Annotated in this window: 18 protein-coding genes; 8 read left to right on the forward strand and 10 right to left on the reverse strand. The window is 73.9% G+C overall.

Annotated features, from left to right (window positions below; genetic code table 11):
• The first annotated feature begins 43 nt into the window (after positions 1-43).
• Genes OHS33_RS05335 through OHS33_RS05345 form a run of 3 tightly spaced genes read left to right on the forward strand, consistent with a single transcriptional unit; the run spans position 44 to position 3,818 of the window.
• Complete coding sequence (locus OHS33_RS05335; protein WP_330329213.1) at positions 44-1,333, forward strand: ATP-grasp domain-containing protein; 1,290 nt, start codon at positions 44-46, stop codon at positions 1,331-1,333.
• Positions 1,330-2,622, forward strand: coding sequence for an MFS transporter (locus OHS33_RS05340; RefSeq protein WP_330329214.1), 1,293 nt, complete (start codon positions 1,330-1,332; stop codon positions 2,620-2,622). Before OHS33_RS05335 ends, OHS33_RS05340 begins: the two co-directional genes overlap by 4 nt.
• On the forward strand, positions 2,619-3,818 hold the full coding sequence (locus OHS33_RS05345; protein ID WP_330329215.1) for an ATP-grasp domain-containing protein: 1,200 nt from the start codon (positions 2,619-2,621) through the stop codon (positions 3,816-3,818). Before OHS33_RS05340 ends, OHS33_RS05345 begins: the two co-directional genes overlap by 4 nt.
• A gap of 52 nt (positions 3,819-3,870) precedes the next feature.
• Here the strand turns inward: OHS33_RS05345 and OHS33_RS05350 are convergent, their stop codons facing one another.
• Genes OHS33_RS05350 through OHS33_RS05375 form a run of 6 tightly spaced genes read right to left on the reverse strand, consistent with a single transcriptional unit; the run spans position 3,871 to position 9,336 of the window.
• A complete protein-coding gene (locus OHS33_RS05350; RefSeq protein ID WP_330329216.1) occupies positions 3,871-5,112 on the reverse strand; it encodes a cytochrome P450 family protein in 1,242 nt (413 codons plus the stop codon).
• A complete protein-coding gene (locus OHS33_RS05355) occupies positions 5,109-6,338 on the reverse strand; it encodes a cytochrome P450 (protein WP_330329217.1) in 1,230 nt (409 codons plus the stop codon). The genes OHS33_RS05350 and OHS33_RS05355 overlap by 4 nt, the downstream gene beginning before the upstream one ends.
• The gene (locus OHS33_RS05360; RefSeq protein ID WP_330329218.1) at positions 6,335-7,018 is read right to left on the reverse strand and encodes a GTP-binding protein; all 684 of its coding nucleotides are present in this window, start codon (positions 7,016-7,018) and stop codon (positions 6,335-6,337) included. Before OHS33_RS05360 ends, OHS33_RS05355 begins: the two co-directional genes overlap by 4 nt.
• Positions 6,999-7,361 carry a DUF742 domain-containing protein gene (locus tag OHS33_RS05365; RefSeq protein ID WP_330329219.1) on the reverse strand — a complete coding sequence of 121 codons (363 nt, stop codon included), beginning with the start codon at positions 7,359-7,361 and terminating at the stop codon, positions 6,999-7,001. Before OHS33_RS05365 ends, OHS33_RS05360 begins: the two co-directional genes overlap by 20 nt.
• Positions 7,358-7,759 carry a roadblock/LC7 domain-containing protein gene (locus tag OHS33_RS05370; RefSeq protein WP_330329220.1) on the reverse strand — a complete coding sequence of 134 codons (402 nt, stop codon included), beginning with the start codon at positions 7,757-7,759 and terminating at the stop codon, positions 7,358-7,360. The genes OHS33_RS05365 and OHS33_RS05370 overlap by 4 nt, the downstream gene beginning before the upstream one ends.
• Entirely contained in the window at positions 7,756-9,336 is a 1,581-nt protein-coding gene (locus tag OHS33_RS05375) for a sensor histidine kinase (RefSeq protein ID WP_330329221.1), read from the reverse strand. The genes OHS33_RS05370 and OHS33_RS05375 overlap by 4 nt, the downstream gene beginning before the upstream one ends.
• A gap of 297 nt (positions 9,337-9,633) precedes the next feature.
• Between OHS33_RS05375 and OHS33_RS05380 the strand changes: the two genes are divergently transcribed.
• Positions 9,634-10,239 (forward strand): mycothiol-dependent nitroreductase Rv2466c family protein, encoded by a 606-nt coding sequence (locus OHS33_RS05380; RefSeq protein WP_330329222.1) that lies wholly within the window; start codon positions 9,634-9,636, stop codon positions 10,237-10,239.
• Between the two features lie 24 nt (positions 10,240-10,263).
• Here the strand turns inward: OHS33_RS05380 and OHS33_RS05385 are convergent, their stop codons facing one another.
• The gene (locus tag OHS33_RS05385; RefSeq protein ID WP_330329223.1) at positions 10,264-11,463 is read right to left on the reverse strand and encodes an MFS transporter; all 1,200 of its coding nucleotides are present in this window, start codon (positions 11,461-11,463) and stop codon (positions 10,264-10,266) included.
• 231 nt (positions 11,464-11,694) lie between these two features.
• Here OHS33_RS05385 and OHS33_RS05390 point away from each other — a divergent pair, with 231 nt between their 5' ends.
• Together OHS33_RS05390 and OHS33_RS05395 are read left to right on the forward strand one after the other, a co-directional pair.
• Complete coding sequence (locus OHS33_RS05390; protein ID WP_330334914.1) at positions 11,695-12,360, forward strand: molybdopterin-dependent oxidoreductase; 666 nt, start codon at positions 11,695-11,697, stop codon at positions 12,358-12,360.
• On the forward strand, positions 12,344-13,015 hold the full coding sequence (locus OHS33_RS05395; RefSeq protein WP_330329224.1) for a cytochrome b/b6 domain-containing protein: 672 nt from the start codon (positions 12,344-12,346) through the stop codon (positions 13,013-13,015). Before OHS33_RS05390 ends, OHS33_RS05395 begins: the two co-directional genes overlap by 17 nt.
• 155 nt (positions 13,016-13,170) lie before the next feature.
• On the opposite strand, the gene OHS33_RS05400 is transcribed toward OHS33_RS05395, so the two are convergent.
• Complete coding sequence (locus tag OHS33_RS05400; RefSeq protein ID WP_330329225.1) at positions 13,171-14,739, reverse strand: hypothetical protein; 1,569 nt, start codon at positions 14,737-14,739, stop codon at positions 13,171-13,173.
• A gap of 144 nt (positions 14,740-14,883) precedes the next feature.
• Complete coding sequence (locus tag OHS33_RS05405; RefSeq protein ID WP_330329226.1) at positions 14,884-15,078, reverse strand: hypothetical protein; 195 nt, start codon at positions 15,076-15,078, stop codon at positions 14,884-14,886.
• A 238-nt stretch (positions 15,079-15,316) separates the two neighbouring features.
• Here OHS33_RS05405 and OHS33_RS05410 point away from each other — a divergent pair, with 238 nt between their 5' ends.
• Together OHS33_RS05410 and OHS33_RS05415 are read left to right on the forward strand one after the other, a co-directional pair.
• Positions 15,317-16,297, forward strand: a complete 981-nt coding sequence (locus tag OHS33_RS05410; protein WP_330329227.1) for a fibronectin type III domain-containing protein — start codon at positions 15,317-15,319, stop codon at positions 16,295-16,297.
• Positions 16,298-16,452: 155 nt separating this feature from the next.
• Positions 16,453-18,477 (forward strand): ATP-binding protein, encoded by a 2,025-nt coding sequence (locus OHS33_RS05415; RefSeq protein WP_330329228.1) that lies wholly within the window; start codon positions 16,453-16,455, stop codon positions 18,475-18,477.
• Positions 18,478-18,647: 170 nt separating this feature from the next.
• On the opposite strand, the gene OHS33_RS05420 is transcribed toward OHS33_RS05415, so the two are convergent.
• Entirely contained in the window at positions 18,648-18,833 is a 186-nt protein-coding gene (locus OHS33_RS05420; protein WP_330329229.1) for a DUF5999 family protein, read from the reverse strand.
• Positions 18,834-19,161 lie beyond the last annotated feature (328 nt).

Raw genomic sequence — 19,161 nt, forward strand, 5'->3', positions numbered from 1 at the left:
GCCCCTCCCCGTCCCGCGCCCTCCGTCACGCAGCGAGGCACCCATGACACTGCCCGATCCGTCCGGCTCCGCCCTCATCACCCACGTGCTGGTGGGGTACAGCCCGGTGATGCTCGGCAAGCTGGACGTCCTGCTCCCCGAGAACTCCGTCCTGGTTGTCGAGGAGCCCTCCGTGATCGCCGCGCGCGGCATCGACGGACTGGCCGGGACACACCGCTGTGTGGGGGCGCTGCTCGGCGCCCCCAGCCAGGACGAGGAGCATCCGCACCGGATCGTCGCGGCCGTCCCGCGGCCCCCGGGAGTGCGCGCGGTCGTCCCGGTCGTGGAGTACGGCGTGGTGGGCGCGGCGGCGCTCGCCGAGGCCTGGGGGCTGCCCGGCGCGGGCCCCAAGGCCGCGCGCGTGCTGCGGGACAAGGCCCGGCTGCGGGCCGCGGTGGACGGTACGGACCTGGACCAGCCCGCCTGGCAGCTGGCCCGGAGCCCCGAGGACGTGAACGCCTTCCGCGCCCGGTACGGCGGGGCGTGCGTGCTCAAACCCGCGGGCCGCCAGGCCAGTCTCGGCGTGCGCCTGCTGGGACCGGACGACGACACCGCGGCGGCCTGGGCCCACACCACCACCGCCGACGAGCCCTCGCTGCGCGCCGGATACCGGGACGCCGCCCGCTACCTGGTGGAACAGCGCCTGTACGGGCCGGAGGTGAGCGTCGAGGCGGTGGTCCACGAGGGCATCGTCGGCTTCACCAACATCACCGCCAAGATGGTCCAGGACTCCCGCCACCCCGTGGAGACCGGGCACACCGTGCCCGCCGCGCTGCCCGCGGCGCAGGCCGACGCGCTGCGCGGAGCGGTCGCGGTCCTGGTGTCGGCCACGGGCTTCCGCTCGGGCGTGCTGCACTCGGAGTGGATCCTCGACGGCGGCCGCCCGCACCTGGTGGAGTGCGCGGCCCGGCTGCCCGGCGGCGGGATCACCGCGCTCATCGACCTCGCCTACGGGATGGACATCCTGTCCGCGCTGCTCGGCGTACTGGACGGCAGCGCGCCGACCCCGCAGCGCCCGCCCGTGCTGGGCGCGGCCGTACGGTTCCTGATCGCGCCCGTCGGCCCGGTCGGGGCGGTGGAGGGCGTGGAGGCCGCCCGGCGCGCCTTCGGGGTGGAGGAGGTGCACGTCGCGGTGGCGCCCGGTGACGTGGTCCCGGCCGTCACCAGCTCGTGGGAGCGGGCGGGTTACGTCATCGCGAGCGGTACGGACGCGGCGGCCGCGGCCCGCAACGCCGAGCGGGCCGCGGCACTGGTCTCGGTGCGCACCGCGCCGCGGGGCGGCGGTGCGCGATGAGGCGGATCTCGCTCTCGGACTACGTGCCCGCCACGGCGGCCGGGCGGACCTTCGCCCTGACCTCGCTGATCAACGCGATCGGCACCGGCCTGTTCCTCGCCGGTTCCACGGTCTTCTTCATCCGCTCGGTCGGCCTGTCCCCCACCCAGATCGGCGCCGGACTGGCCGTCTCCGGGTTCGTGGGCTTCCTGGCCACCGTCCCGATCGGGGCGCTGAGCGACCGGATCGGGGCCCGGCGCACGCTGATCGCGCTCCAGGTGTGGCGGGCCCTGTGGTTCGTGGCACTGGCGTACGTGCACGGCTTCGCCGGGTTCCTGGTGGTGTCCTCCTGCCTCGCCGCGGCGGAGGGGGCGACCCAGCCGATGACGCAGGCGGTGGCCTCCGACACCACCGAGGAGTCCGACCGTACGCGGACGATGGCGATCGTCCGCACCGTGCGCAACATCGGCTTCTCGGTCGGCGCGCTGCTGGCGGCGCCGTTGCTCGCGGCCGACAGCATGTGGGCGTACCGGGGCATCGTGCTCGGCAACGCGGCGGCGTTCCTCGCCTCGGCGGTCATGCTGGGCCGGCTGCGGCTGGTGCGCTCCAGCGCGGCGCAGCGCAAGGTGGGGCCGCTGACGGCGATCCGGGGCTTCCGGGACTGGCGCTACCTGGGCCTGGCCGGGCTGGGCGGGGTGCTCAACCTGCACACGACGCTGCTGTCGGTGGGGCTCCCGCTGTGGGCGATGACGGCGACCGGGGTGCCCGCCGGGTTCGTGCCGGTGCTGATCCTGGTGAACACGGCGCTGTCGATCACCCTCCAGGTGCCGGTGTCGCGCGGGGCGGAACGGCCCGGCGGGGCGGCCCGGGCGCTGCGGCTGAGCGGATTCGCGCTCGCCGCGTGCTGTGCGGCCCTGGCGGCCGCGCACGGACTGTCCCCGCTCCTGGCCGGGGCGCTGCTGCTGCTCGGCTGTGTGGCGCTGACCTTCGGCGAGATGTGGCAGGCGGTGGGCGGCTGGGACCTGAGCTACGCCTTCGCCCCGGAGGACCGCCGGGGGATCTACCTCTCCGTGTTCAGCCTCGGCAACTCGGGGCAGCGGATCGTGGGCCCGGCGCTGGTGACCGGGGTGGTGATCGCGACGGGAGCGGCCGGATGGGCCGCCCTGGGCGTGGTGTTCTGCCTGGCCTCGGTCCTCGTACCGCCGGTGACCCGGGCCCTGGAACGCCGGCAAGAGGAACGGCAGCAAGAGGAACGGAAGCAGGCCGAGGTCCGGATCTCCCGGGCAACGAGTGAAGGGGCAGTCGCGTGAAGGATCTGCTGGTGGTCGGCGTCGGCACGATGGGGCGGCCGTACGTCGACGCGGCGAGGCGGCTCGGGCACCGGGTCCGCGCGGTGGAGAACGCCGCGCTGATGCGGGGCGGCCCGGCCGAGGAGGACGTCACCTACTACCCGGTGACGGGCTCCCTGGACGAGTCCTGGTTCGCCGGGGTCACGGCGGCGCTCGCCGACCGCGCCCCCGACGGGGTGCTCGCCTTCGCGGAGGCCAACGTGACCGCGGGCGCGCTGGCGCAGGAGCGGCTCGGGCTGCCGGGCCCGTCCCTGCACGCCGCGGTGATCTCCCGCAACAAGGCCCTGCAGCGCACCGGTTTCGGGGCGTACGGGGTCGCGCAGCCCGACTTCCTGCTCGCCCCGGACCTGCGCGCGGCCCGGGAGTGGATGCTGGAGCGGCTGCCGGTGGTGGTCAAGCCGCTGTCCCTGGGCGGCAGTGAGGGCGTCGAGCTGGTCACCGGCGCCGCGGAGGCGGAGGAGATCGTCGTGCGCCGGGGCGGCGAGGGCAAGATCCTCGTCGAGGCGGCCGTGCCGGGCCCGGAGTACAGCTGGGAGGCGCTCGTCCACGAGGGCGAGGTGCTCTTCGCCAACGTGACGGAGAAGGAGACCACCGCCCCGCCGTACTTCGTGGAGCTGTCGCACCGCTGCGGGTACGAGTTCACCGACCCGGCGCTCGCGGCGCGGGTGGACGAGCTGACCGCGGGAGTGCTGCGGGGGCTGGGGATGCGGACGGGGCTGGTGCACCTGGAGTTCCGGGTGGGGCTGGACGGTCCGGTGCTGATGGAGGTGGCCGTCCGTACCCCCGGGGACTTCCTGGCCGAGGCGGTCAGCCTGACGTACGGCTTCGACCTGCACGAGGCGGTGGTGCGGCTCGCGCTCGGGGAACCGCTCGGCGATCTGCTGCGCGGGCGCCCGGAGGCGTATGCGGCGACGTACTTCCCCACCTGCCCGCCCGGCACGATCACGGCGGTCGACGGCCTGCCGGAGATCGCCGCGCATCCGGCGGTGGTCCGGGTCGGGCTGCGCAAGGGGGTGGGGGACGTGGTGGGTCCGCTGACCTCCTCGTCCCAGCGCCTCGGCCACATCCTGGTGAAGGCCGACTCGCCCGCCGCGCGCGAGGACGCCCTGAAGTTCCTGGCGGAGCGGCTGCGGATCAGCGTACGCGCGACGGATTGAGCACTGAGCACGGCGCGTGGGCCCCGTTCGCGGGGGCCCACGCGCGACGGCGTCAGCCCAGGACGACGGGCAGGTCGAACAGGTCGTTCTGGGTCACGACCGGCTTGTTGCGCAGTTCCTCGCGGCCGACGGCGAGGCGCAGCCCGGGGAAGCGCGTGTACAGGGCCGGGAGGGCCACCGCCGCCTCCAGCCGGGAGAGCGCGGCGCCGGGGCAGACGTGCGGGCCGTGGCCGAAGGAGATGTGCCGGTTCGGGGTGCGGGTGACGTCGAAGACGCCCGCCGTCTCCCCGTGCCGGCCCTCGTCGCGGCCGATGGCGCCGAAGGAGACGATCAGGCCCTCGCCCTTGGGCAGGACGGCGCTCCCGACCTCGACGTCCTCGGCGGCGAACCGGATCAGGACGTGCGAGGTCGGGGTCGACCAGCGCAGGGTCTCCTCGATGACGTTCTCCCAGGGCACCTCGCCCGCCAGCACCAGGGCGCGCTGCTCGGGGTGGGTCTCCAGGGCGACGACCGCGTTGACGATCAGGCTGATCGTGGTCTCGTGCCCTGCCGCGACCATCAGCTGGAGGGTGTTGGTGATCTCCTCGGTGGTGAGGTGGTCACCGTCCTCCGAGGCCGCGATGAGCGCGCTGGTCAGGTCGTCGCCGGGGCTCTGCCGCTTGGACTCCACGATCCGGCCGAACAGCGCGGCGAGGTCCGCCATCATCTGCGGGACCTCCTCGGGCAGGGTCTGCGTCGAGAAGAACTTCTCGAACAGCTCCTTCATCCGGGGGTGATCGGCGGCGTCCACGCCCATCAGTTCGCTGATCACGTTCATCGGCAGCGGGTACGCGAAGCGCGCCTTGAGGTCCACGGTCTCCCCCGCCGGCACCCCGGCGAGCTCGTCCAGCATCCCCTTGGTCAGCGCCTCGATGCCGGTCCGCAGCCGCTCCACCCGGCGTACGGTCAGCGCCTGCGCGACCAGGGTGCGCAGCCGGCGGTGCTCGTCGCCGTCGACGGTCAGCATCGAGCGCCCCGGGTTGGCGAGCCCGATCAGCGGCCAGTCCAGGGGTATCTCACCGCGCTGCCAGGCACCCCACGCGTTGATGTCCTTGACGATCCGCGGGTCCGTCAGGAGCGCCCGGGCCTCGGCGTGGTGGGTGACCGCGTAGCAGGCCACCCCGCCCGGCAGCACGACGCGCACCAGCGGCCCGGCCGCGCGCAGGGCCGCGCTCTCGGCGTCGAGGTCGGCCACGAAGGGGTCCAGGCTGAGCGCGGCGGCGTCGGCGCCGGTGTGGTCGATCGGGCACGTCATCGGGTGGCTCCCAGGGCGGGGGTAGGGGTGTAGGAGACGGGCAGTTCGGACAGGCCGCGCAGCCAGGGCGAGGGGCGGCGGGCCAGCGAGGAGGCGGGGACGGCGAGGTCGACGTCGGGGAGCCGGTCGAGGAGGACCTCGATCCCGGTCCGCGCGATGACCTCGGCGACCTCCTGCGCGGGGAACGGGCAGCGGTGTTCGCCGTGCCCGAAGGAGAAGAAGGCGTTGTTGCCGCCGGTCAGCGCGCCCGCGTCGGTGCGCACGTGCGGGTCGGAGTTGGCGGCGGCCAGGCCCAGCACGAGGAGGTCGCCGCGGGCGATCCGGCACCCGCCGAGGGTGGTGTCCCGGGAGGTCCAGCGGCCCGCCACGTTCTGGGTGGGGGTGTCCTCCCAGAGCACCTCGTTCATGGCTTCGCCGACGCTGTGGCGGCCGCCCGCGAGGGAGGCCGCGAACCGGTCGTCGGTGAGCATGAGGCGCAGCGTGTTGCCGATCCAGTCGGCGGTGGGCTGGTGCCCGGCGGCCATCATGACCATGAGGTCCTGGGCCACCTCGTCGAGGGTGAAACCGGCCCGGTTGGCGAGCATCCGGGAGGCCACGTCGGGGCCGGGCGCCGCCGACTTGGCGGCGAGCAGCGCGTACATGGACCCGCCGAGGTGCTGCTGTCCGGCGAGGGCGCCCTCGCGCCCGTTGATCATGTCGTTCATGGCGGTGACGAGGCCGGGGCCCTCCTCGTCGGAGAAGCCGTAGATCCGGGCGAGGACGCGCAGCGGCAGCAGCATGGCGTATTCGCCGACGATGTCGCACGCGCCCTTGCCGCAGAGCCGGTCGATCAGCTCGTCCGCGAACCGCTCGGCGTGGCCCTTGAGTTCGAAGGGGTCGATGGCCTCCAGCGCGTCGGAGATCACCCCCGCCCGCTCGCGGTGGCGTTCGCCGACGGTGTAGAGGATCGAGGGCTGCTTGCGGCCGATCATCGGGAGCAGCGGCCAGTCGGCGGGGATCCGGTCCCACTGGTTCCACAGGTCGGAGTCGCGGGAGAAGAGCACCGGGTCGCTGGTGACCTGGTGCAGTTCGCGGTAGCCGAGGACCAGCCAGGCCGGTACGTCTCCGTCGAGGACGACCGGGGCGACGGCGCCGTGGTCACGGCGCATCTCCCGGTACAGCTCGGTGGGGTCGGTCTGGAACCGGGGGCCGCCCAGGGGGACGGGGCGGGGCTCGGGGGTGGTCACGGGGTGGGCTCCGGGGTCGTCGGCCGGTCGGCCGTCTGAAGGTGCTGGGCGTGCTGAGGCTGGTGAAGCCGGTGGGTGTGCTGGACGTGCTGGACGAGGGTGATGAGCACCTGCTTGCTGGACTCGCGGGACCGGGCGTCGCAGAACACCAGCGGGATGTGCGGCGGCAGGTCGAGGGCGCCGCGGATCTGCTCCGCGGTGTGCGCGGGACCGCCGAAGTCGTTGCAGGCCACGACGAAGGGGGTGCCGTGGTGTTCGAGCCGGTCGATGGCGTACCAGGAGTCGGCGAGCCGCCGGGTGTCGACCAGGACGACCGCCCCGAGGGTGCCGGAGAACAGCCGGTCCCACAGGAACCAGAACCGTTCCTGGCCGGGGGCGCCGAACAGGTAGAGCACGTTGTGGGCGTCGAGGGTGATCCGGCCGAAGTCGAAGGCGACGGTGGTGGAGGTCTTGGCGGCGACCGCGCCGGTGTCGTCGACCGACTCGCCCGCCTTGGTCATCGTCTCCTCGGTGTTCAGCGGACGGATCTCGCTGACCGAACGGACCATGGTGGTCTTCCCGACGCCGAAGCCGCCCACGACGACGATCTTGAGACCGTTGTCCGCGGTGCTGCCGAGGGCCTGCCGGGCCGGGCGCGGTGCGCGCTGATCCACCGGCTGGTCAGAGATTGCGGAGTCCAACGAGCACCTGCTCCAGGATGTCGGGGTCGGGAAGGCTGTACGCCGAGTTCGCCGTACGCGGGTGCCGGGCGCTGATCTTGCCGGTGCCGAGCAGGTCGGCGAGCAGGATCCGCACGATCGACACCGGCAGGCCCAGTTCGGCGGCGATCTCGACGACCGCCGTCGGGTACTGGCACATCCGCAGGATGGCCGCGTGTTCCGACTGCATGCCCACGACCGGATCGCATTCGGCGATGACCAGGGTCACCAGGTCGAAGGCGTCCGAGCCGGAGCGGCTGCGGCCGCCCGTGAGGGTGTAGAGCCGGTCCGGGGAGTCGTCCCGGCCCGGCCTGCTCCGGCTCATCCCCGCGGCCTGGCGATCAGGTGCTCACCGAGCTGTTCGACCAGTTCCGACATGTTGTGGCCGACGAGGCCCGCGTCCGCGTCCTCGGCGGCGACCAGCGCCAGGTGCGCGCCTTCGCCCGCCTCGACGATGAAGAGGATCCCGCCGTAGAACTCGGCCATGGCGGAGCGCACACCGCCGCTGCCGTCGCCGAACTCGATGGACGCCCCGTGCGACAGGCTCTGGATCCCGGCGGCGATCGCCGCGAGCTGGTCGGCCTGGTCGACGGACAGCTCCGGGGTGCGGCAGAGCTTGAGGCCGTCCCGGGAGAGCACCAGGGCGTGGCGGGCGCCGGGGGTGCGTTCCAGGAGGCCCTCAAGGAGCCAGCCGAGCTTCTCGTCGGTGGTGGCGGTGGTCATCGCGTGTTGCCTTCCGGGTGCGGGGGGTGCGGGGTGTGCGTGGGCCCTGTGGGCTGCTCGGCCGCGGCGCCGCGCACGGCCTGGCGGAAGCTGCCGAAGCGGGCGGCCGAGCGGGAGGCGTCCGCGGGGGCGGAGGTGCGCGCGGCCGCCCGGTCGGCGGCCCCGGCTCCCTCGGGGTGGGCGGCGGCCAGGGTCCGGCCGCGGCGGCGCTGCGGGAGTCCGCTCTCGCCGGGGGCGGGGTGGTCTCCGGTGTCCTCGGCGGTACGGTCGCCCGCGCGCTCCGGGTCGGTACGGGCGCCCGCGCGCCCGGCGTCGGCGCTGTCGCCGGTACGGGCGCCGCCGTGCTCCGCGGGGGAAGGGGCCGCCGGGGTCACCACGGCGGCCTCGGCGGCCGTGACCGTGGCGGCGGCGTCGATGGGAAGCGGGTCCCCGCCCTCGGCGGCCGGGTTCGCCGCGGGACCCTGGCTGATCAGTTCCTGCGGGAGCATCATCAGCGCGCCGGTGCCGCCGCGCGCCGACGGGCGGAAGGACACCGTCAGCCCGTGCTTGCGGGCCAGCCGGCCCACCACGGCCAGGCCGAGCCGGGTGCCGGAGAGCCCGGCCAGGTCCAGCGATTCGGCGGTGACGGCCTGTTCGGCGCGGCGCAGCTGGACCTCGCTCATCACCAGCCCGCTGTCCTCGACGGTGATGATGATCCCGGCCGGCACCTCTTCCACGTACACGTGGACCTCGGCGGTCGGCGGCGAGAAGTTCGCGGCGTTGTCGAGCAGTTCGGCGAGCGCGTGCATGACGCCCTCGGCGGCGTGCCCGGCGATGGCGGCCTCACTGGTGGAGTGCAGCCGCACCCGCTGGTAGCTGCCGATCCGGCCCATCGCACCGCGCAGGATCGATTCCATGACGATCGGCTTGGCCCAACGGCGGCCCGACCGGGCGCCGGTGAGCACCGCGATCGAGTCGGCGAGGCGGCCCGCCTGGGCGGTGCGGTGGTCCAGGTGCAGGAGGTCGCCGAGCACGTCCTCGTCGGCGTGCCGGTGTTCCATCTCCCGCAGGTCGGCGAGCATGCCGGTGGCCAGCGCCTGCATCCGGCCCGCCGCGTTGGCGGCGGCGGCCATGGCGGCGGCCCGGCCGGATTCGGCCCGGCGCAGCTGCTCGCCGAGGTGTTCGCGCGCGCTGAGGTGAGAGGCCGTCAGCCGGTCCGCCTCGGCGGCTCCGGCACTGGCGAAACGTTCCAGCTCGGCGGCGTGTTCACCGGTGAGCCGCTGCCGCTCGGCGGTGCGGGCGGCCGCGTCCCGCGCGCTCTGTGCGGTGAGCCGGGAGATCTCGGCGTCCCGCGCGGACACCTCACCGGTGAGGCCGGACACCCGGGCGCGCAGCAGCCGGGCGGCGCGCGTGGTCCAGGTGACCGCGAACGCGGCGATCCCGAGCAGCAGGACCCCCGCGACGGAGAACCAGGCGAGCGGGGTACGGACGGTCGACGGGGCCGCGGCCACCGCCGCCGTGCAGAGCGCACCGGCGACCGCTGCGGTCAGCAGCAGGGCCAGCGCGGAGGGGCGAAGGGGGGAGGGCGACGCCGTCATCAATCAAAGCCTCAAACCGGGCAGAAATGGAAGAGAGGGTTCCTGTGGCAACGAGAGGCAACTATAGGAGAGTTGGTGATCGATTGAGACAACCGGTGGTGAGAAATGCACCAAGTACTGACCAATTCACCCCGACTTGCTGTGATTTGTCGCCGGATTTCTGCGCACCACGCGCGTCAAAACGTGCCCTGCGGGGCCCTCCCGGTCCGGTCCGGGCCACCAACGGGCCATTGGCCCAGTCTTCCGGCGGCACAATGGCCCTTCTGGACGGGACATCGGCCTTCTAGTCTCGGACGGGTGACCAACAAAGTTGATTTCTACTTCGATCCCATCTGCCCCTTCGCCTGGATCACCTCCCGCTGGATCCTGGAGGTGGAGAAGCAGCGCGACCTGGACCTCAATTTCCGTGTCATGAGCCTGTCGGTGCTCAACGAGGGCAAGGAAGACCTGCCCGAGCGCTACCGCAGGCTGCTGGATTCCGGCTGGGGACCCGTGCGGGTCTGCATCGCCGCCGCCCAGGAGCACGGCGAACACGTACTGCGCGACCTGTACACCGCCCTCGGCACCCGGCTGCACAACCAGGACCGGTCCGCCACGGACGAGCTGATCCGGGAGGCGCTGGCCGAGGCCGGCCTGCCGGTCGAACTGGCCGAGGCCGCCGGGCGCACCGAATACGACGACGCCCTGCGCAAGAGCCACCACGAGGGCATGGACCCGGTCGGCGAGGAGGTCGGCACGCCGACCATCCACATCGACGGCACCGCCTTCTTCGGTCCCGTCCTGACCTCGATCCCGCGCGGCGAGGACGCCGTACGGGTCTTCGACGGGGTCCGGCTGCTCGCCGGGTACTCCGACTTCTTCGAGCTCAAGCGCACCCGGACCGGCGGTCTCGACTTCAGCTGAGGCCGGACCTCCAGCCGGACGGGATCAGTTCGGGCCTGATGGGCCGGATGCGGGCCGGTCGCCCCCGCGGCGGCCGGCCGCCGCCGTGAGCGCGACGCAGACCGCGAACACCAGGCCCGCGCCGCGCAGGCCCAGCCACAGGGTGAGCGCGCCGACGCCCACCACCGGCAGGGAGATCCCGCAGTAGGCGATGACGAACAGCGCGGAGATCGTGGCCCCCCGCTGCTCCGCGGGGGCCGCGGCCGATACGGTCGCCACCGCCGCCCGGAAGGCCATGCCCTGGCCGAACCCCGCGACGGCGCCGCCCGCGACGAGCAGCGGCAGCGATTCCACGCCCAGTGAGGTGGCGACCAGCACCAGGCCGCTCACCAGCAGCAGCCGTCCGCGCGGCAGCGCGCGGTCCGCTTCCAGCCGGCCCGCGGCGAGTTGCCCGAGGGTGGAGGCCAGGAACACCGAGAAGACGATCGCGCCCGCGACCGCGTGGTTGGTGACCTCCAGGGTCTGCGCGACGAAGGTCGGCGCCACCGCCGTGAACAGTCCCAGCAGCGCGAAGCCCGCGAACGCGGCCGGAGCGCAGAGCGCGAACGCCGCCCGCGCCCCGGGCGGCACGCGCACGCCCTGGGGCCGCGGCCGGGCCCGGCGCTCGCGCCGCTCCACCGTCTCGGGCAGCAGCAGAACGACCACCGTCGCGGGCACCAGCAGGGCGAGGTGGGCCAGGAAGGGCAGCGCCAGCGGGTGCGGAGCGTACTGGGCGAGCAGCCCGGCCAGCAGCGGACCACAGCCGAGACCCCCCATGTTGGCGGCGGTGGCGGCGAAGGCGGCCCGGGCCCGGCGTTCGGGCGGGGCGAGTTCGATGACGGCGGCGGTCGCGGTGCCGCTGAACAGCCCGGCGGCGAAGCCGGACAGCAGCCGCCCCGCGAAGAGCAGCGGCAGCCCGTTCTCGCACAGGAAGCAGACGGCGCTGCCCGCCGAGAGCGCGAGCGCGGCCAGCAGCACGGGCCGCCGCCCGGCCCGGTCGGAGTAGTCCCCGGCGAGCAGCAGCACCGCCAGCACCCCGACGGCGTAGACGGCGAAGACGATGGTCACCACGAAGGTGGAGAACCCGATCTCCTCGCGGTAGAGCCCGTAGAGCGGAGTCGGCAGGGTGGTGCCCATCATGCCGACCGCGAAGACGGCCGCGGCGGCGAGGTAGCCCGGTCTGCGGCGCGGAGCGGCGGTGATCATCACCGCATCGTACGAGCGGGCCCGCGCAGCGCCCGGCAGCGCGGCCGGGTCCGCGCCCAGGTGTGACGGAAGTCTGACGGCGGGCCGCGGACCCTGGTGCCGGGCCCGTGACGGTGGTCGAATCGGCGGGTGAGCACAGAACAGCACGCACGGGACCCGGAGCGGCCGGCCCCGCAGCGCCCGGATCCGGACGGCCGGGGCGCCCCCGTCGGCCGCCGCCTGGTCCTGGGCATGGTCGGCCTGGGCGCCGTGGGTCTGGCCGCCGCCCCGGCCCTGCAGCGCGGCTTCGAATCCGTCCTCGGGGCCACCGCGGACAAGGACCCCACCGGGATCACCTCGCTGCTGCCCAACGGCGGCGGGTTCCGCTACTACTCGGTGGCCTCCTCCGTCCCCAAGAGAGGCCCGCAGGACTACCGGCTCACCGTCGACGGCCTGGTCGAGCGTCCCGCCACGTACACCCTGGACGACCTCGGGAGGCTCCCGCAGACCCGGGTCGTGCGCGACGTCCAGTGCGTGACGGGCTGGCGGGTCCCGAACACCCCCTTCGAGGGCGTGCCGCTGTACCGGCTGCTGGACGCGGCCGGGGTCAGCCCGCAGGCCCGCGCCATCCGGTTCACCTGCTTCGACGGCGCGTACACCGAGAGCCTGACCCTCCCGCAGGCCCGGCGCGACGACGTGATGGTGGCGCTGCGCATGCAGGACCAGCCGCTGGGCCACAGCCACGGAGGGCCGGTCCGGCTGTACGCCGCCCCCATGTACTTCTACAAGTCGGCGAAGTGGCTCTCCGGCATCACCCTGACCCGGGACGTCGAGCCCGGGTACTGGGAACGCCTCGGCTACGACGTCGACGCCTGGGTCGGAAAATCGAACGGACGCGACGATGCCCCTACCGTCTGAGCCCCCACCGTCCGAGCCTGCCACGGGGACGGCCACGGCGGCGGCCACCGCGCGGGTACGCCGGTTCAGCCGCTCCCAGCGCTGGGTGCACCGGGCCACGGGCGCCCTCATGGGCCTGTGCGTGGCCTCGGCCGCCTGCCTCTACCTCTCCCCGCTCGCCGAACTGGTCGGCCGCCGCCGCCTCGTCGTCACCGTGCACGAGTGGTCCGGGCTGCTGCTCGCGGCTCCGTTCCTGCTGGGGCTGCTCTCGCGGGCCTTCCGGGGCGATCTGCGCCGCCTGAACCGGTTCGGTCCGCACGACGCGGTGTGGCTGCGCTCGGCGCTGCGCCGGGACCGCCTGGGCCCCCGGCCCGCCGGGAAGTTCAACGCCGGGCAGAAGGTGTACGCGAGCTGGCTGGCCGGGGCGGTCCTGGTGATGGTGGGGACCGGGCTGCTGATGTGGGTGACGGGTTTCGCGCCGCTGCGCTGGCGGACGGCGGCCACCTTCGTGCACGACTGGCTGGCCCTGGCCCTGGGGGTGGTGCTCGCCGCGCACGTGGGCAAGGCGCTGGCCGATCCGGAGTCCCGGCGCGGCATGCGGACGGGCTCCGTGGACCGGTACTGGGCCGAGCGGGAGCACCCGCTGTGGCACCTCCCGGGCGGCCGGGAGGACTGAGCGGACGGGCGGACCGGGGAGACGGGCGGACCGGGGAGACGGGCGGACCGGGCGGACGGGCGGACCGGGGGGACGGGCGGACCGGGCGGACGGGCGGACCGGCGCGGATCGCGCGCCGGGCCGCCCCGCCGGGCCCATCGGGCCCTGCCGCCGGCTCAGCCGCCGTCCCGGACGGCCACGATGCCGTTGAAGACGCCGACGTACGCCGTGCCGTCGGGGCCGATGGTGATCGGCGCCCAGTTGTTGTCGTAGAGCGGTCCGGTGCCGGTCAGCTGCCGCCAGCGGCGCTCGCCGGTGCGGAAGTCGACGGCGCTGAGGTACCAGGCGTCGATCCCCCAGATGTTGGGCTCCTTCTCGTAGAAGTAGAGCAGCCCGTTGGCCGTCGAGAGCTTGGGCACGGTCGAGGGCGAGCGGATCCCGCTCTCCCACACCGTGTCGCAGCCGCTGCCGTCGGGCCGGACGTCGACCCGGCTGACGCCGCCGACCACGCTCTTGCCGAACAGCAGGGTGGTGAGGTTCTCGTAGCCGTAGTTGTTCTCGACGACGAGGCTGTTGCCCCAGCTGATCAGGGAGTTGTCGGTGGTGGACGCCCCGGAGCGGAAGACCGGGACCTTGCAGACGAGCCGCCGGTCCGCCGGGACGTCGGCGCCGCGCCGGTAGACGAGGATGTTCATCCGGTCGTCGGCGTTGTCGGTGATCGCGACGTAGCCGTTGCCGAAGAGGTCCGGGGTGGTGCCCGAACCCTGGTTCACGGAACCGGGTTTGGTGCCCGTACCGCGGTCGTAGGTCTGGCGCCACAGCACCTGCGGGGTGCCGTCGGCCGTGGCGCGGAAGCTGTAGAGCGCGTGGTCCGAGACGATGGAGACGCCGTCCTCGGCGACGGAGAAGGAGTTCTGGATCTCCTCCCCCTCCAGCCGGACGGAGCGCAGCGCTCCGGTGGCCGGGTCCACGGTGCCGACGCGGCCCTGTCGGGTGACCCACCAGATGCGGCCGTCCCAGTCGGGCATCACCGAGGTGACGGGGTCGCAGGTGCCGCTGGGCCACAGGTTGGTCCAGCTCACGCAGTCGTGCGGGACCTGTCCGGTGAGGTCCCAGTCGTCGGCGACGGTGAACTTCCAGCTGCCGTCGGGGTTCTGGCCGTGGGCGAGGCGCAGGATGTGCTGGCGGGAGTCGGCCAGCACCGCCCGGTCCTGGTCGTCCAGGTAGAAGTACGCGCCGCCCGAGGTGTCCTTGAAGATCTTCGAGAAGTCGAGCGAGGTGATCGCCTCGACGGTCGAGGAGCGCTGCGGGAGCTGGTATTCCGCAAGCGTGACCAGGGTGCGGGGGTCGAGCAGTTTGACCTTGAACCCGGTGAAGGTGCCGCACACCGTGACCAGGCGGCCGCCCGAGTCGAAGGTGGCGGTGGCGCACTCGCCGCCGAGGGCGGCGATCTTCTCGCTGGTGACCTTCGGGTTCCTGCCGAGCGGACCGGACCAGGGGTAGGTGGCGCTGCCCGCCGCGTCGGCGTGCATTCCGCTGCGGCCGTTGGGCGCGAGGAAGGGGTGCTGGGGCGGGGCTTCGCCGGGCACCGGGACGGCGGCCGCGGGGCTGCCGTCGTACTGGCTGACCAGGCGGTGGCCGGGGGCCTGGGGTATCGCGTCGGCCTGGGCCGGGGAGATCCCGTACATCGCCACGGCGACGGCGATGACGGGCATCACCGCGCAGTGCAGCGCTCTTCGGAACATCCGGGCTTCCTCCGTTCTCTTCGGTCTTGTTGACGGTTCGTCTGACATCGCGCCGCGGCCAGACGCTAGATCGGGCGACCCGAGGAGTCCATGGCAGAGCGGGATGATTCACGAAGGCGCAACAGTCGATCAAGCCTCGCCCTGTCAGGGCTTGAGGTCGGCCACCACCTGCGCGGTGGCCGCGAGACCGTTGTGGATGGTCGCGGCCATGCTGCTGCTCGCCAGGTAGAAGCCGAGCAGGACACAGACCAGCGCGTGCGAGAACTTGAGGCCGCCGCTGCGTACGAAGATCCACGCGAGGACGAGGAGCAGGACGACCACGGAAAGCGAAATCACCATCGGGCACCTCCTTGTGCGCGGCGCCATGGTGGCGCAGCGGGGGGTGCCTCCGGGTGAAACGGGTGTCCGCCGTACGGGTGTTGACCGTGCGTGACGGCGGTGGATCTCCACCAATTCGCGGTGTCCGGGGTCTTGTCCGGCCGGCCGAGGGCGTGCCATATATGTCTAGACCTTTGCGGTTCCGATGGCGGCCCCCACCCGCCCCGGCCCCACCCGGACGGTCCCGCACCGACACCCCGTGAGGACGCCCCCCTTGCGCCGCCCCGTCACCCCCACCGCCGCGGCCGCCCGCCGCCTGGCCGTCGCCGCCGCCCTCCTCGCCCTCGGTGCCTGCGCCTCCCCCGACACCCGGCCCCCCGGACCGCCCGCCGGGCTCACCGCGCAGGCCGGGAGCGCCACCTCCGTGCACGTGATGTGGCAATCCGCCGACCCGCGCGAGGGGGTGACCCGGTATCAGATCCTCCAGGGCGGCGCCCCGGTCCGGGAGGTCCCGGCCGACAAGACGATGGTGGACCTCACCGGCCTCGCCCCGCTGACCGCGTACTCCTTCACCGTGCGGGCCGAGGACGCCGCCGGGAACCTCTCCGCGCCCAGCGCCGCGGCCGCCGTCACCACCCCGGCCGCCAAGGCCGAGGACCACCGGCCGCCGACCGCCCCGGCGACCGCCGCCGGCCACCCGGACGGGGCCCGCGCGGCCGTCCTGACCTGGGCTCCCGCCACCGACGACACGGGCGTGACGGCGTACGACGTCTACCAGGGCGGCGTACGGATCCACACGGCCGGTGCCACGGAGACCGGCACCCGGCTGACGGGCCTCCAGCCGGACACCGTCTACACCTTCACGGTGCGCGCCCGCGACGGGGCCGACAACTCCTCGCCCGACAGCCCGCCGGTGGACGTCACCACCGCGACCGCCACGGGCAAGGGCCCGGTCACCTCCCCCGCCGACTTCACCGCGACCGCCTCCCCCGGGGCCGTCGCGCTGTCCTGGACCCCGCCCGACACCGGGAAACCGACCGCCGAATACCAGCTGTACGTCAACGGACAGCCCACGACCGTCATCCAGTTCGGCGCCGGAGCGGTGCCCGTCGGCCGGGCCGCGTACCAGCTCGCCGTCAGCGAACCGGCCGGTACCGTCTGGGCCTTGAAACTGCGCGCCCGGCTGCCCGACGGCAACTGGGGTTCCTTCTCCGCGGAACGCCGGGTGCCCCTCGGTTAGGTCGACCCGCTCGGCCGATCCGTTGGGCCGATCTTCACCGAACGGCTCTGCCGCGAACGCGGATCGCGCACAATACATCCGTGTTCGGTGAGTACTCGATCAACAGCGGTCAGTCCGGTCCGCCGGATGGCGACCCTCGGCCAGACTCTGCCTCCGTGCTGGGCAACCTGCCGCCGGAGACGGCGGTCTTAGTCGGCCGGGAGCGTGAACTCGGGCTCCTGAGCGCCTTGTTACACGAGCGGAGACTGACCACCCTGACCGGCGTCGGCGGCGTCGGCAAGTCCCGCCTCGCCCTGCGCGCCGCCCGCGCCCTGCCCCCGCGGCACCGCGACGGCGTCTGGTGGGTGGAGCTGTCACCGCTGCGCGACCCGGACCTGCTCACCTCGACGGTCGCCCACGCCCTCGGGCTCAGCGACCACTCCGCGCGCTCCCCCGACGAGGAACTCTGCGCGTGGATGGCGGACAAGGAGCTCCTCCTCGTCCTCGACACCGCGGAACACCTGGTCGCCGCCTGCCGCCACCTCGTCGGCGAACTCCTCCAGTCCGCCCCCGGCCTCACCGTGCTCGTCACCTCCCGCGAACCGCTGGGCTCCCCCGGCGAGATGCTGGTCGAGGTCCGCCCGCTGCCCGTCGACGGACCCGACAGCGACGCCCTCACGCTCTTGCGCACGCACGCCCTGGCCGCCGCCCCGGACACCGCCGCGGCTTTCGCCGATCCCCGCCGGGCCACCATCGCCGCCGAGATCTGCCGCCGCCTGGACGGGATCCCGCTCGCGCTCGAACTCGCCGGGGCCCGGCTGCGGTTGTGGAGCCTGGAGGAGATGGCGCAGCGCCTGGACGAGCGGTTCGACGTGCTCTGCGACACCCGGGCGGCGCTCCAGCCCCGGCACCGGACCATGCGGACGGCGATCGGCTGGAGCCACGAACTGTGCGCGCCGGTGGAACGGCTGCTGTGGGCGCGATTGTCGGTCTTCTCGGGGGACTTCGACCTGACGGCCGCCCGGGCGGTGTGCTCGGGCGGTCCGCTGCCGCCGTCCCGGGTGGAGCGGGTGCTGGGCGGGCTGGTCGCGAAGTCGGTCGTACGGCGCACCGAGGAGCGGGGCAGCGGGGCCCGCTACCGGATGCTGGACACGATCCGCGAGTACGGGCACGACTGGCTGACCGAGCTGGACGAGGTGCGCACGCTCGCCGACCGGCACGCCCACTGGTACGCGGCCCTCGCACGGGCCGCCGACGCGGGCTGGCTCGGTCCCGGCCAGGTCGACTGGTACCGCAGGATGACCGCCGAGCACGCGCAGCTGCGCACCGCGCTGGAGCACCTGCTGGGCACCGACCGGGCGACGGCCCTGGAGATGGCCGGGTCGCTGTGGTTCTTCTGGTTCTCCTGCGGGCACACCCGCGAAGGCCGCGGCTTCCTGGAGCGGGCGCTGCGGGCGGCGCCGAGCACCGGGGCCGCCCACTTCCAGGCGCTCTGGGCGCTCGGGCTGACGGCGATGCTCCAGGGGGAGATGCCCACGGCCCAGGCGCTGGGCGCGCGGTGCGTGGAGGCGGCGGCCCGGCTGGCGGACCCGGAGCCGGAGCTGCGGGCCGCGTACCTGCTCTCGGTGTCGGTGCTGATGCCCGGGGACGCGCGGCGGGCGCTGGAGCTGGCCGGGCCGCGGGCCCGGGTGGGGCACGGCGGGCGCACCAGCGGCCCGGGCTGGCTGCTGTGCCGGCTGTCGGCCTCGTACGCCCTGTGCGACCAGGGCAGGTACGAGGAGGCGGCCGAGGAGGCCCGGGGGCTGCGCGAGGCCTGCGCGGAGCTGGGCGACCGCTGGCTGCGCGCCTACGCCGACTACGTCCTGGGAGTGGCCGCCCTCGGGCTCGGGCACCACGGGGAGGCGGCCCGGCATGTCCGGTCGATGCTCTCGGGCAAGCGGCTGCTGGGCGACCGGCTCGGGATCGCGCTGGGCCTGGACGTGCTGGCGGCCGCGGTGGCGGGGCTGGGCGACGGGGAACTCGCGGCCCGGCTGCTGGGCACCGGCCAGGCGTGGTGGCGTACGGTCGGCCAGCCGCAGATGGGCGGCTCGCCCTCGCTGCTGGCCCTGCGGGACGAGGGCGAGCGGCGCGCGCGGGAGGCGATCGGCGACGAGGCCTACGAGGACGCCTTCCGCGGCGGCGCGGCGGCGCCCACCGGCTGAGCGCCGATGCCCCCCGGGCGGGCATCGGCGGCCGAGCGGCGGGCGCCGACGGCCCGTGCGGGCGTCAGTACGGCAGTGGCCGGCCGGACGGGGTGCGCAGATCGAGGTCGCGGGGGGCGGGCTTCGGGACGGGCTTGCGGATCAGCTGCTGGCGCATGCTGCCTCCTCGCTCAGACCAGGGCCGGCCGGCGGGGAGCCACCGTGCGGCCGTCGGGGAGCAGTTCACCGGTGTCGTCGAAGACCACGGCGCCGTTGCACAGCAGGCTCCAGCCCTGTTCGGGGTGGAAGGCGACCGTGCGGGCGGCGTCGTGATCGGCGCTGTCAGCGGTCGGGCAGGGGGGCTGGTGGGAGCACATGGCGCACCTCATCGCAGGGTGGGGCGGGAGGGCCGATGGTCAACCGGTCGATTCCGCGATCCACGGTGGCGAGGAGTATTACCGATCACCACCCCCGGATGGAACCCATATTCGAGGTCCAGTTCAGGATGTGTATGCCCGATTACGATGCGCTCATGCCCGTTGTCCGGATCCTGTGACGGACGTCGCCGCCCGCCGCGGAGGCGTGGCGCGGGCCGACCGACCGGGAACGCCATGGTGCGCGGGTGCCGCCGACCCGGACGGTGATCACGGCGGCGCCGCCGACGGGCGCCGGAACCCGCTTTCACGGCCCGCACGGGTGTGGCGG

It is taken from the genome of Streptomyces sp. NBC_00536, assembly GCF_036346295.1.
Classification (GTDB): domain Bacteria; phylum Actinomycetota; class Actinomycetes; order Streptomycetales; family Streptomycetaceae; genus Streptomyces.